The organism is Gottfriedia acidiceleris (genome assembly GCF_004138285.1).
Lineage (GTDB): Bacteria > Bacillota > Bacilli > Bacillales > Bacillaceae_G > Gottfriedia > Gottfriedia acidiceleris_A.
Genome location: NZ_SCFN01000018.1, coordinates 74560 through 88728 on the forward strand (window position 1 = coordinate 74560; position 14169 = coordinate 88728).

Below are 14169 nucleotides of genomic sequence, written 5' to 3' on the forward strand. Positions count from 1 at the left end.
GTTAGCGTTAGGGTATTTCTCCTTTATAATTGTTAATTCATAACATATAAATATTTAGGCTCCATGATTTTGAACTATAGGTTTAGAAATGTCACGTTTAAATTTAATTGAATACAACAAGATATAGATAACAAGAATCGTTGCAAACAAATTTAAAAATACAAGTGCTAAGTTTAAATTGAAAAATTTTGTAAGTACTCCAACTCCTATAACCGGAACGATAAATCCAATATAAGCAACAAAATAAAAAGCTGAAATTACACGAGGTCTAGCTTCAGGTTCTGGCAGTTTTCCTGCAAAAAATAACGCATTCTGAAAAGTCCATCCGCCACCAAGAGCTTGTAAGAATACACCTATCCATAACAATGGTAAACTTGATGTTAAACCTGATATGACAATAAGCCACGTAGCAATAACTAGAAAAAATATTCCTAATTGCATACGAGTAACTGGTTGAGTTGGTCTAGGTAGGAACTGGGCTGCTGCTGAACCACTTAAAAGTACGAAAATTATCAAACCTGAAATAAAGTAATTAGACGTTTGGATTACATTTTTGACAAATGTAGGAATTAGAGATAATGCAATACCTTGTAACGTGAAAACTGTGAAAATAGGAAGTGCTGACATAGCCCAAAAATGTGAGCGGATCTTTTTCGGAACACCTAGTGATATTTTGTTATTTGCACGCTTTTGCTCAGGTGTTACATTATCTTTTGAGATCGTTTTAAGTAAGATAATTGAAATAATTAATATAAAGAGCAGTATCCATAATGGTAATCTAAGAGGTTGAACAGGGATATACTGCAACATGAAAGCAGCAATTAATGGTCCCACCCCAAAACCAACGAGTACTGTAACTCCTGATAGTTTAAGTGCGGTACTCGTTTCTTTTGGAGAAGTTTGTCTTAATAATAAAGCAACTGCAGTACCTGTAAAGGCACCGTATGCAATTCCTTCTAAAATTCTTCCAGCAAATAGCATCCACACTCCAGTGTTGCCAAGCAAGAATAAGGTAGAAGCAATGGAAATCAAGATACTAATACGGACTACTCTTTTTAACCCCCATCCGTTACCTTTTGCTCCTACAATAAGTAAAGTTGGCAAAAGAAAAACAGCATAGATTGCAAATAAAATTGTAAGTTGCAAACTACTTAATTGATAATATTCGCTATACACAGGAAACATTGGAGTAACAAAAGTTGCACCACAAGACATCAATAATATAATTAATAACATTCTTTTCATTTACATATTCCTCTCTAATTCTTTACTGTTTGTTCTCAAAAAATCATAATGATCTTTTTCTTATACTTTAATTCTTATAATAAATTTCCCTACTCTAAATACCTTTTGTACAATTTTGAAAATGTTCATTCACACTATGCTAAAAAAATATATTACTTCCACACCACCTCATGTATTTATTTATAACATATTGAGAATGAACGGTAAATAATTATTTTTTACCATTCGTTCTCAAATACCCATTCAAAATTTAATTCAAAAAAGAATTAACTCATATTAGTTAACTCTTTTCATTCACAATAAAAATATATTATCAATCTAATATAGACAATGTCATATCAACAATATTTATCAACTTATTTTTATCGTTAGTTGTTTTTGTTAATACTCGTAAACCTACAAAAGAATTATGAATAAACTGTGATAATTTATCTAAATCATGGTGGTTCGGAATTTCCCCTGTATTTTGACCACGCATTAGTAATTCATGAATAATTTCTTCTGTCTTAGCAAAATTTTGTTCAATTTTTTCTGCGACTTCTTGATCATGTAAAGCCAACTCAATGGCAGTATTCACTGTCAAACATCCGATTGATTTTTCGTTATCTTGAGTAATTACCGATTCTAAAATACTTCTAATAGCATCTTTTGCAGATAATGAATTTTTAACTTGTAAATTCATTTTTTTCTTCATATTGTTATCATAAAGTTCTAATGCTTTAATAAACAAAGTATGTTTGTCACCAAATGTATCATATAAACTTCTTCTATGAATCCCCATATGAGAAACAAGATCTTGCAATGAGGTTTTTTCGTAACCTTGATACCTAAATAACTCCATTGCTTTTTGTAATACTTCTTTTTCATCATATTCTTTATGTCTTGCCACGTTCGTACCTCCTTTTGAAAGATTATAGCATATTTATAAATAAACATTGAGTATACATTAAGACACTATTTTTAAATACTAACTCTAATCTTACGAATTAACCATAATTTTAAATAATTACAAGGACAAATTCCAATACTAAATCTAGCGAGGTGATATTAATGAGTAAATGGAATGAACAAGCCGCAGCGAATAATAATTTGCCATCTAGCACAATCCGTTCATCTGAGCTTTTGTTAGGTAAGAAAGCAGACCATGAATTTTCCGAAGACCTTTCAGATGGCGGAGAAAGAAATCAAAATATTGAGTTGCTAAATAAAAAACCTAAATTGAAATAATTGATACTAAGTCGGCGACAGAAAAATTACACAATTTTCTGTTCGAGTTGAATTTCAATCCTGTTTGTTGGTTTTTCACAAAAAACAGCCAGCTTTCTAATAATTTTTGATTTTAAGCAAATAAAAATATAAGACCACGATATCCACGATATTGTGGTCTTATAATGTTTAAATTGAAAATGACACTTCAATAGTATTTAGTTTTCATATTATTTGGACAGATTCCAAATAGACAGTTATTTACTAAAACTGTTTTTTCAAAGATAATTACCATTGTTTCTTAATTTGTTCTATTGCTAGGCATAATATTTGTGTTTTATATTTAAGGTCTACTGACATCTCTCGCATATTGTTCACACCTAAAACTAAGTTTATAATTATTTGTATAGTAGGTTGATACAGTAGATAACTTTTGATTTAAGTTAAAAGCTTTTAGATCATTTTTTATACGAAAAGTTCTTCCCTTAAATATTTACTATCAATTTAATAAAAATTTTATTGAACCCAAAATTCATTTAATAATATTTTTTCTGTTTGTGGCATCGTTATCCCTATATGCCAGCATCCTAATCCAGCTATATTTAATTCTTTTACTAGATGAAACTTTGCAAGTAAACTTCGAGGGTCTTCAAACCATACCTCATGTTGTGTTCCTTTAATATCTATATAACGAAACGCTGGTGCCGATGCATCGCGATCATAGTAGACTTGGCTTTCATATTTCTGATACATATTTATCGCGTTTTGTGTGGAATAAGCGCTGCCTTTTCGAATGTCACCTGTTATTGGCCAATCGTACGCATATTGAGGAATTCCAAGTAATAATTTTGACCTTGGAACAACACTTACAGCATATTTTAAAGATTTTCTCACATATTGTATGGGGGCTATAGGTCCAGATATACTGCCCGACCAATGCCAGTTATACGCCATTATAAACATCTTATCAACAAATTTTCCAATTGTTTTATAATCGTACGCATTATTGTAACTTGGATTATTATCAGCTTCTTTTGGTGGCATAGCTATTAGTAGTTCCATTTTGGAACGATGCAGCTTAACAGATAATTCTTTGATAAATTGATTAAGGTATACTCGGTCATCTGGTTTAACCATTTCTAAATCCAAATTGATTCCTTTTAAGTCATTTCGATCTAATAATGTATAGATGTTTGAAATTAGTTTTTTACGTAAGGTTTTATTACTTATAAGATTATGTAATAAATTTGGATCAAAACCTTTATCGCTAATATTAGTAAAGGTCGCATAAGGTGTTATACCTTTTATCCAAGCTTGTTTAATCGCACCATTTTCTTTTACTTTTATTAAATTTCCTTGTTTAGTTGAATGATATTCAAAAATAAAAATACTTGTTAACGTTTTTTTATAATGGTCTAACATCCAATTATTCGTTTTTTTATTTTTAGGTATAAAATAAGTCCCTGTCCATATTTTCTTTTTTGAAATTGACGGTATAAGCAATTTTTGCCCAGGAATTATATTGTCATTTGTTAGCTTATTTTTGGATTTCAATAGCTCAACACTAATCGAATGTCTGTAAGCAATATCCCATAACGTTTCATATCCTCTAACATAATATGTTGACCCTGGGATAATCATTGCTTGGCCGATAACTAATTTATCATATTTTTCTAGTCCATTTAAATGAGCAAATGATTTTACATTTAGTTTATACTGTGCGGAAATTTTATTTAAACTATCTCCGGGTTTAACCTCATGTATTACTATTGCAAAAGATTTAATGGATGGGGGTAAGAATAAAAATAAAAAAGTAAATAATATGATTATAAATCTTTTATGCATGTATACCACCTTATGTCTTTAGAGTATAGGATAAAATTAATTTCCATTTTTATCATTTGCTTTATTTGAAAATTTTACTTATTGCATTATAAATTATAAAAGAATTCAATCTTATCTTGAGAATAGTTGAATTCCATTTACTTTCCCCCCAATAAAATTTTTTTAATAAGAAAAATAAAAGAGCTAATCGAACTTATCGAATAGCTCTTTCCTATTTATTGATTTGCTTTTTAACCCAAAATTAATTACTCATATTATTATTAACATTATTAGGATTGTAAATGGAATAGTGATCCAATACTATATTTTGCTTCTTTAAAGGAAAAACAAATTTAAGCTTATTAGATCCAATTGAATAAGTTATTATTTTTTCGTTATTTGAGGTAGTAACTTCTGAACTAGGTGAACCAAAATAATTTTTTATGTTATTAATAGTTAAAGATTTTATCTGAGGATCAAAAGAGCGTAATTCAAATATTAAATGGCTTTTTTGATACCCAACTACTACATTTCTTTTTGAGTATGTGTTATATGTTCCTTTAGCAGCGGCCACATATACACTACTGTCTTCTTTTCCCCATTTTTGCCTTATAGAGTCAATATTCGAATTCATTACGTTAAATTCTGCATTGATTATTTTTCCTTCATTTGCCTTTGTTGAGATATTTTTTAAAAGTGAGTACTGTATATTACTAGTTTCATTGCTATAAGTAACGGCTTTCTTAATTTTCTTATTTAAATCTGTAACATTTACAGATTGAACTTTATTATTGTTAAGTTTATATTTTTGTTTTAAAGATAGAATCTTATAGACACTTTTATTTATTGTGTCTTCTGATATTTTGTGATTTTTAACTGCTGTATATATGTTATTGTAAATGGTTTTAACATTTTCATTTCCATGTCCTATCAAAATAATATTACTTCCGGCATTAATAGATGTTACTGCTGCATTACTTAAGTTATAGTGTTTAGCTATAGCTCCCATTGACATATCATCAGTTATTATAACTCCATTGTAACCATATTGTTTTCGTAAAAGATCAGTTATTACAGTTTTTGACATAGAAGCTGGATACTTAGAGTCTACTTTCTTTACTAATATATGAGCTACCATCACCATATCCGCATGATTTTTGATTGCATGATTGAATGGAACTAACTCAAATTTTTTTAAACTTGATAAGTCTTTATTTACTATTGGAAGTTCTAAATGAGAATCTACTGAAGTATCCCCATGCCCAGGAAAATGCTTAATAACCGGAATAATGTTTCCTTTATGAATTCCATCCATCATTCCCTCACCAATATTTGAAACGATGGTTGGATTTGTACCAAAAGAACGATCTCCAATTACTGTATTTTTAGGATTACTTTGTATATCAAATACTGGTGAAAAATCAGTATTGAAGCCAAAGGATGATAGCTCTTTTGAAATCATATTACCTATATTATTCGCGTATTGCATATTATTTTTATTTCCAATTGTTCTGGCAGAAGGTGTATTTAAAACCGCTGAGGACATTCGATTTACTCTACCACCTTCTTGATCGACAGAGATAAACAAAGGTACCTTGTTATTTTTATTGTATGTTTTTATGTCATTTGTTAAATTTACTAATTGACTTGGACTTTTTATATTTGTTCCAAAGAGTATTACGCCTCCCAATTTATAATTTTTCAAAAGAGTATCTGCATTACTTGATGTTGTTCCATCAAACCCAGCGATAATCATTTGTCCAATTTTTTCTTTGAGAGTTAGTTTATTTAGTTCATCAAGTATCGGGTCAGTTTTTGAAACAATTACGTTTTTCTTTACCTCAGATACTGTATTATTATGACTTTCAATCTCAGTACTTTCATTTTTTTTAGCTTTAACCTCTATACAACCAGATAATAATATAAAACTACTAATCGCAATCATTGATAATTTTTTAATATTGTTTTTCATAATTTCACCTCTAAATTCAATATGATGAAAATGTCAATATTGTCTTCGAAAAAATCATAGCAAATAAATGTTTCAAAATTATAAACTTTTTGTATCAAATCTATCATTTAATACAAAACTTTGATCCAGAAACTGTGTAATAAAAGTTGCACCACATCATCTCAATTACTGTGGCTATTTGAGAATATTCGTTCTTAATTAGAAACACTCCATTAACCCTCTACAAAAGAAAGGATTATCTCTATTTTTCTATATTCTAGAAATAGCTGCAATTATTCCCCCCTCATGAATATATTTATAACATTTTGAGAAAGAACGCAATTAAAAATTTTCTCATTCGTTCTTAATTAATAAATAATAAATAATAAGCATTTTTTAATCTATCTATAATTCGGTTTAATAATTGTTCAATAAATATTTTTTATTTATTATCTACAAATAGTTTTTTAGTTTAGTTCACCAATATTAGAACGATTTATTTTAACATTTTCAATTAATAAATCAATAAATCCTCTTGCTGCTTTCCTAAAAAGTTTTTGCTTATGATAGACAATGAATTTTTTAAAAATAGAGGGATTTTTAATTCTTCTTGCTTTTATTCAAGATAAAAATCCCCCGTAATGTTAGATTGAAACTAACTTACGGGGGAGACCTTAAAAACATAACTATTCTGTATCTGACACGATTATCTAAATATCAATTATTCAAAGTAATCTTTATGGTTTTACGATAACAGGTATAATTATTTTAAATCCATCATATTCCGCAATGATTACAGCGGCTCCTTCTGACTTTGTTAGGATCTTATGATCAGTGGTCATTTCCGCTACTTCCGAATTGGAACTAAACCATTTGACATCAGCTGTAACGTCTTTTATCGTTCCATCACTTGACATAGCATTAATGACTATATCATTTGTTGAACCTGCTGAATTTACGATATAACCAGGCGAGGAACTAATACCCCTAGTAAATGTAGGATACTTTGCTACAACTTCTACATCAATTGTCTTTGACATTCCAAAAACAGTAGCAGTTATTGTCGTTTTTCCAACAGAGTGAGCGATGATATGTCCATCAGCAGAAATTGTTGCAACCGATTCGTCCGCCACCGTAAATTTTGCTTTGCTATTAAGATTATAACAATCACAATTTCCATCTCTGCCATGATGACCAAAGAAGCCATTAATTGAGATGTCAGTGGACTTATTAGGTTCTAACATTACATTGCTAGTTGTCCATTTATTGTTTTTAGCCCAATATAAATCTACAGGTTTAGTGTTTCTTACCCAAATAGCATCTCTCAAACCATAATAATTGAACCAGATGTATGCTTCACCAACGCCGACCCATGTAATGACTCCGTTCTGGTCAACAGTTGCTACACTTTCGTCGGAAGATTCCCATTTCCCTTCTGTATCAACCTGAACTATATTATCATCTGTATATTCAGCAAACGCGTTCGCATCAATAGTTCCTTCTTCAGGGTGTAATATCATCCCATTGCTACTATTAGTTATCGCTTCTACTATATTTCCTGCTTCAGGCTGTATTATCATCCCCGCGCTAACAATTCCTACTAAATTTACGGGACCAGCTTGATCTTGTACTTTTACTGGAATTTTAATAGAAGAGAAACCTGCAATTGTTGCACTAACCGTCGTTTTTCCAGTATTCATTCCAATAAATTTCCCGTCGTTAACACTTACAACTGTAGGATCCTTTGTTGTCCATTGAATTGACTTCGTTATTTCTCTTTGAGTTCCATCATTGTATTGAGCAAAAACATGTACTGGATATAGCTTATCTTTTTGAACAACAATATCCAATGAGGAAGCAAGCAAGGACTCAATTTTTAAATCTTTTATTGACGCATCATTCCCAGAAAGAATTGAAACATTCAAGATTTTTGTGCTTGTTCCGTAATCGATAAGTACCTGCGTTGTTCCTGCTGCTACTGCTGTAAGGACCCCATTCTTAACTGTAACTTTGTCCGGGTCTAATGTTGTGAATCTTGAGTCTGATGTAACGTCAGAAGTTGAACCATCCTTATATTTTGCTTTTACAGAGAACGAATGCGTGTGCTCAGATAAACTAAAGGTAATATCATTTTCACTAGGAATCAGATCAACAATTTTATTTGCAAAATCTTTAGAAGGTTCATTTGAAACGACAATTGAAACCTGCTTTGAGTATCCAGAGCTATCTACGGTAATAATTGTTGTACCAGTGCCTACAGCTGTAAGCAGGCCATCCTTATTTACTTTAACAACATCAGGATTAGATGATTTATATACCGCATATGAAGTCGAATTTGATCTGTCTGAATAGGTCGTTTTCACCTCTAATTGCTGCTGTTGATTTACTACCATATTTTTCATATCTGGTGTAACAGAAATTGATTCAGGGTTTGGAGCCTGCTTCTGACCGTCTTTATCCGTGACTGCCACCGGGATATCTACAAAGTAACGAAAATCATTATAGAAAGCATGCAAGACAGTTGTGCCACTTAATTGACCAATAACTTTTGATTCACCACCATAATTTCGGGAAACTGAAGCTACGTGGAAATTGTCGGAGTAAAATTCAACGGAACCTGTTACATCCTCAGTACTCCCATCACTATAAATCGCATTTATTTTAATAGGCGTTTCTTCACCTATTCCTAAAGAGAGGTTTGGTTGAGAAGCTGTCAAACCAATAACTCTAGGAGTTGTAAGCTTATTGGTGACAGTAACCTCAATTTTAACTGGAGGAAGAACATCTGAACGATAGGAAGCTGTCACAAACGTTTTACCTGTTTTACCTCCAATGATATATCCTGAATCAGTAACCGTTGCAATGCTGTTATCTTCGACTGTCCATTTGACATCATTAGGATTTACATTTTCAACTAAAGTCATACCACCTTCTGATATTCCATTAGTGAATACTTCGGTTAAATTAATAGGCCAATTTTGTCCTGGCATTAGTTCAACTGTAGGTTCATCAGCTATAAGCTTTGTAGGCTTAACAACATTAACAAGTACAGCACCAACCAACTTATCATATTTAAAATAAATATAAGCTTGTCCGATTCCAACTGGGGTTATTTGACCATCTTTACTTACCGTAGCTACATTTCGATCTGTCGTTGTCCAACTTCCTAAAGAAGTAACCTCTTTATTCCCCTCCCAGGGGTTCTTTGTACTGGCACCTACTTGAACCGACTTATCAGAGGTTTCTAACCTCAACATGTCAGCCGACATGTACAGCGCCGTTACATTTTCAGGAATATCTCTTATCGAAGCAAAGAAATTTATTTGCGGAAAATTTGCATAAGTTACTTTCATTGAAACATTACCTGGTGAAATTCCTTTTAATACACCTTTTTCAACCAATGCAATTGAAGTATCTCTTGATTCCCATTTAGCTAATTTCGTTACGTCTTCCATCGAGCCATCACTATAAAGCGCTTTCAAAGAAATAGGACGCTCTTTCCCCTCATCAATGTATGTAACTTGATTCGCCTCTAAAACAAGCGATACAATTTTTTTACTTTCTGAAGGATTTGTCAATTGACTTAAAACTTGTGCACTTTTTGTAACATTTACTTCTACATTTAAAACTGCATTACCAAGACTGAATTGTACATTTGTAGACCCAACATTTACTGCTGTTAGTCTTCCAGTTTCAACAGTTACAACTTTTTCATCCAGTGATGTCCATTTTCCTTCCGCTGTAACATCTGCTTTACTACCATCCTTATACTCTGCTTCAATCTTTAAATCGTGGTGACCTTGAGAAAGAGAGAGCGAGACTGTTGATTCACTTGGAATGAGTTTTACAATCTCCTTCGTTGGTGGGCTATTAGTTGCTCCAACTGCCTTTTCAGTTGAGGCAAAAACCAAACTACTGAATAGAGACATAAATAGGGTTAGTACGAGTGTTAAAGATGTAATACGTTTTGTCATTTTTGTTCTCATTTGTTAACCTCCATATTTTGCTACTGTTTGTTTCTATTTTTCAGATAATCTAATGTTTTCTTATGCATCACCTCTAACATAAATTGCATTTTAGGATAGTGGAATTAAACCATTAATTTAAAACGGTGAAATTTAGACTATTCAAAATGTTAAGGTTATTATATGGTGATATTTTTTTTTTGGAAATGACATTCTCGTTATCATAATGATTCATTTTGGTTATCAATAAAGAAGAAAGGCAAGATTATAGGAAGAAACTTAAAATAAGTCTGTGTTTTTAAGTTTCTTTGATGACAAAACAATTTAATTTGTACAATGGTATATTCACCCATTCATGATTTGCTTTTTAGGGTGTTATTTTGAGAATAGTTAGAGTATGAAATATCAATACTATCGATATGAAAAAGGTACTAACAATTTTTAGGTGAGGTGATTATGAATGGTCGTATTATTTACGTCGAAAGCTACTGCTTCTGGTGGTCGTGAAGGAAATGTTAAATCAGATGATGGTTTAATAGATTTACTTTTAACAACGCCCTCTGCAAATACTAACAAAGTTGGATCTAATCCTGAACAATTATTTGCAGCTGGATATTCAGCATGTTTTGATGGTGCATTAAACTTTATCGCAAATAAAAATAAGCAGAAAATTGAATCATCAATTACAGCGGAAGTTAGTTTATTAAAAGATGATACAGAAAACCCTTTTTCTCTAGCAGTTACGTTAAATGCACAAATTAAAGGTGTTCCACAAGATGTTGCTGTAGAGCTTGTGAAAGAAGCGCATGGTTTTTGTCCTTATTCAAAAGCTTTAAAAGGTAATGTTGATGTAAAGTTGAAAGTTAAAGTTATTGAGTAGTTTTCAATAGTAACTAGATCTTTTCCAAAAACTTGTTACATACAACAATATGAAATTGACTAAAAAATTTAAAGACATTGCCATCGTAAAAATTCCTTATAATTTTTTACAGGTAAATAAAAGAGCTAATCAACACCTGTCGATTAGCTCTTTTCCATTTATTGATTTGCTTTTTTAACCCATTCTGCCACTGTAACGGTACGTTTTGCCTGATGTTTTACGGCTGCTTGAACAGCAGAAAAGTCTTCAACCATTTTACCACTCTGATCAACAGTTACACTTGTTCCATATGGGTTTCCACCCGCTCCAAAAATAACTGGATCAGTATAGCCAGGAGTTACAACAATAGCTCCCCAATGATGCATTGTCGTATATAACGATAATATGGTTGCCTCTTGACCACCGTGAGGGTTTTGAGCAGAAGTCATTGCACTTACAACTTTATTCATTAGTTTTCCGTTAAACCATAATCCGCCTGTTGTATCTAAGAACTGCTTCATTTGAGATGGCATGTTTCCGAATCTAGTTGGGACACTGAAAATTATTGCGTCTGCCCATTCTAAATCGTTTAGGGAAACAGTTGGAAAACATACTGCGACTTCTTCAGTAAAGTGCTTCCAAGCAGGATTAGAATCAATTACTGATTGAGGAGCTAATTCTTGAACTTTTAAGATCTTCACCTCTGCACCAGCTTCTTTTGCTCCGTCAGAAGCCCATTGTGATAACTGATAATTTGTTCCTGTCGAACTATAACAGATAATTGCAAGATTTACATTTGACATCGTTTTTCTCCTTTAAAAAAAACAATATATTTTTATGCAAAAATTTCCTAATGATTATTTTGTCCGTGTAATTATTACTAATACATATAAATTAAACATGTTTTTACAAAAAAACAATCAAAGTATCTGTTTTTTTATATACGTTTGTACATTGTCTTCCTTATTTATTCATTCAATCTTGTATCTTGTAAGCTATAATTCTATTATTTAAAATTCTAATAGTGATTTCTGATTTTCTGTACCCACATTTTCAATATTAAAAAGTTTTTTGAATAAATCGATATCCATATTAGAGTCCTTAGAATTAGCCAAATCTTTCAAAACCCTAATAGGATCTTTTAAGAATTGATTTATTATACTACTCAAATGTTTATTTATTACTTTCAAGTCATGCTCCGATAAATTTGGAAGTTTATTTTTAATGCTTTCTTGAGTTTCCAGTTGAATCGACGATGCCTTTTTTTTCAGTGCTGTAATTATAGGAACAATATCTAATAAATTGACCCATTTCTTGTACTCATCAAGTTCTCCTTCAATCATATTCATAATTTTTTGGGAGGCTTTTTTTCGTTCCATTATATTAGAATTTACAATATCTTGGAGTTCATCAATGTTATATAAAAAAGTGTTTGCGAATTCACATATATTAGGGTCGATATTTCGCGGTACTGAGATGTCAATAAAATATAAAGGCTTTACTTTTCGAAACTTGCTTACCTTCATAACCATCTCTCGTGTAATCAAATATTCCTTTGCCGAAGTTGTGCTAATTATTAAGTCAGATTCCATCATTGAATTCAGCAGTTCATGAAACGGCTTAATTTCAACAGAATAACGATTTGCTAGTAATCTAGCATTTTCATATGAACGATTAATAACTGTTACTCTGTTTGCACCATTTCCTTGTAGATTTTTACAGGCTAACTCTGCCATTTGTCCTGCTCCAAGAATTAATATCGATGTATTATTTAGAGTCTTAAAAATCTTCTTTGCTAATTCAATTGCAGCATAACTAACCGATACTGCTTTAGAACCAATTTCAGTTTCAGTATGGGCTCTTTTTCCAAGTGTAACTGCTTTTTTAAATGAATGATTAAATACTGTACCAGTTGTATTTTCTCTTTGAGCTAACAAAAAACTAGTACGAACTTGTCCTAAAATCTGTGTTTCACCTAAGATTAATGAGTCTAAACCACATGTAACTTTAAATAGATGTTCAATCGCTAAATCTTGTTCATAAAAGAACAAATAAGAAAAGAGTTCATTTTTTTCAATGTTAAACCATTCTGCTATAAATTCTGTCAGCTCATTTTTCCCTTTATTAGATTCATTAACTACCGCGTATATTTCAGTACGGTTACAAGTTGATAAAATGACATTTTCAATGATACTTGATTTTTTTTGTAATGCTTTCATTGCAATAGCGTATTCAGAAGGATTAAACGTAAGTTTTTCCCTAATTTCAACAGGAGCAGTTCTATGGTTTAAGCCAACAACTAAAATATGCATTTTTATCACCTTTTTTATGCCTTCTATAATTGCTTTTGGTTATCAATTGAATAATAAAATAATTAAAGAAGAGGGACCATATCTGCACTACCATGATCCGCTCTTCCTTCTATATTATTGATTTGCTTTTTTAACCCATTCAGCTACAGTAACTGTACGTTTTGCCTGATGTTTTACAGCAGCTTCTACATCCTCAATCATTTTTCCATCTTGACCGACAGTAACACTAGTTCCATATGGATTACCACCTGCTCCAAAAGTAACAGGATCTGTATATCCTGGAGCAGCGACAATTGCACCCCAATGATACATTGATGTATAAAGAGATAATATTGTAGCTTCTTGACCTCCATGTGGGTTTTGAGCTGAAGTCATGGCACTAACAACTTTATTAACAAGTTTTCCGTTGAACCATAGCCCACCAGTTGTATCTAAAAACTGTTTCATTTGAGCTGGCATATTACCAAATCTAGTAGGTACACTAAAAATTATGGCATCAGCCCATTCTAAGTCATCTAACTTTACTTCTTGTACATCTTTAGTAGCCTCAACATGAGCTTTCCACGCTGGATTGCCTTCTATTACAGATTGTGGAGCAAGTTCTGGGACTTTTAATACTCTTACTTCAGCCCCAGCTTCTTTCGCTCCTTCTTCAGCCCATTTTGAAAGCTGATAATTAGTTCCACCCATACTGTAATAAATCACTGCCAATTTTACATTAGTCATTTTTTTATTCTCCTTATCAGATGCATTTCCAAATAATTTGGATAAGAAACCCATATATACACCACCTATTATGTCATTCTT

Annotated in this window: 10 protein-coding genes; 2 read left to right on the top strand and 8 right to left on the bottom strand. The window is 31.7% G+C overall.

Going from position 1 to position 14169, the window contains the following annotated elements; genetic code table 11:
* Positions 1-54: 54 nt before the first annotated feature.
* Together EP747_RS19550 and EP747_RS19555 are read right to left on the bottom strand one after the other, a co-directional pair.
* A complete protein-coding gene (locus tag EP747_RS19550) occupies positions 55-1245 on the bottom strand; it encodes an MFS transporter (RefSeq protein WP_129691748.1) in 1191 nt (396 codons plus the stop codon).
* Positions 1246-1558: 313 nt separating this feature from the next.
* Positions 1559-2134 carry a TetR/AcrR family transcriptional regulator gene (locus tag EP747_RS19555; protein ID WP_129691749.1) on the bottom strand — a complete coding sequence of 192 codons (576 nt, stop codon included), beginning with the start codon at positions 2132-2134 and terminating at the stop codon, positions 1559-1561.
* A gap of 161 nt (positions 2135-2295) precedes the next feature.
* Here EP747_RS19555 and EP747_RS24375 point away from each other — a divergent pair, with 161 nt between their 5' ends.
* On the top strand, positions 2296-2472 hold the full coding sequence (locus EP747_RS24375) for a hypothetical protein (RefSeq protein ID WP_165347165.1): 177 nt from the start codon (positions 2296-2298) through the stop codon (positions 2470-2472).
* Between the two features lie 495 nt (positions 2473-2967).
* On the opposite strand, the gene EP747_RS19560 is transcribed toward EP747_RS24375, so the two are convergent.
* The 3 genes from EP747_RS19560 to EP747_RS19570 all read right to left on the bottom strand — a co-directional run bounded on the left by EP747_RS19560 (position 2968) and on the right by EP747_RS19570 (position 10212).
* Complete coding sequence (locus EP747_RS19560; RefSeq protein WP_129691750.1) at positions 2968-4296, bottom strand: glycosyl hydrolase family 18 protein; 1329 nt, start codon at positions 4294-4296, stop codon at positions 2968-2970.
* Positions 4297-4537: 241 nt separating this feature from the next.
* A complete protein-coding gene (gene nagZ, locus EP747_RS19565; RefSeq protein WP_129691751.1) occupies positions 4538-6247 on the bottom strand; it encodes a beta-N-acetylhexosaminidase in 1710 nt (569 codons plus the stop codon).
* Between the two features lie 716 nt (positions 6248-6963).
* On the bottom strand, positions 6964-10212 hold the full coding sequence (locus tag EP747_RS19570) for an Ig-like domain-containing protein (RefSeq protein ID WP_129691752.1): 3249 nt from the start codon (positions 10210-10212) through the stop codon (positions 6964-6966).
* A 439-nt stretch (positions 10213-10651) separates the two neighbouring features.
* Here EP747_RS19570 and EP747_RS19575 point away from each other — a divergent pair, with 439 nt between their 5' ends.
* Positions 10652-11071, top strand: coding sequence for an organic hydroperoxide resistance protein (locus EP747_RS19575; RefSeq protein WP_098426374.1), 420 nt, complete (start codon positions 10652-10654; stop codon positions 11069-11071).
* Between the two features lie 158 nt (positions 11072-11229).
* Here the strand turns inward: EP747_RS19575 and wrbA (EP747_RS19580) are convergent, their stop codons facing one another.
* The 3 genes from wrbA (EP747_RS19580) to wrbA (EP747_RS19590) form a co-directional block, all read right to left on the bottom strand.
* Positions 11230-11853 (bottom strand): NAD(P)H:quinone oxidoreductase, encoded by a 624-nt coding sequence (wrbA, locus tag EP747_RS19580; protein ID WP_129691753.1) that lies wholly within the window; start codon positions 11851-11853, stop codon positions 11230-11232.
* A 207-nt stretch (positions 11854-12060) separates the two neighbouring features.
* Positions 12061-13362, bottom strand: coding sequence for a glutamyl-tRNA reductase (gene hemA, locus EP747_RS19585; protein ID WP_129691754.1), 1302 nt, complete (start codon positions 13360-13362; stop codon positions 12061-12063).
* Positions 13363-13476: 114 nt separating this feature from the next.
* On the bottom strand, positions 13477-14142 hold the full coding sequence (wrbA, locus tag EP747_RS19590) for an NAD(P)H:quinone oxidoreductase (protein WP_129691755.1): 666 nt from the start codon (positions 14140-14142) through the stop codon (positions 13477-13479).
* Positions 14143-14169: the final 27 nt, after the last annotated feature.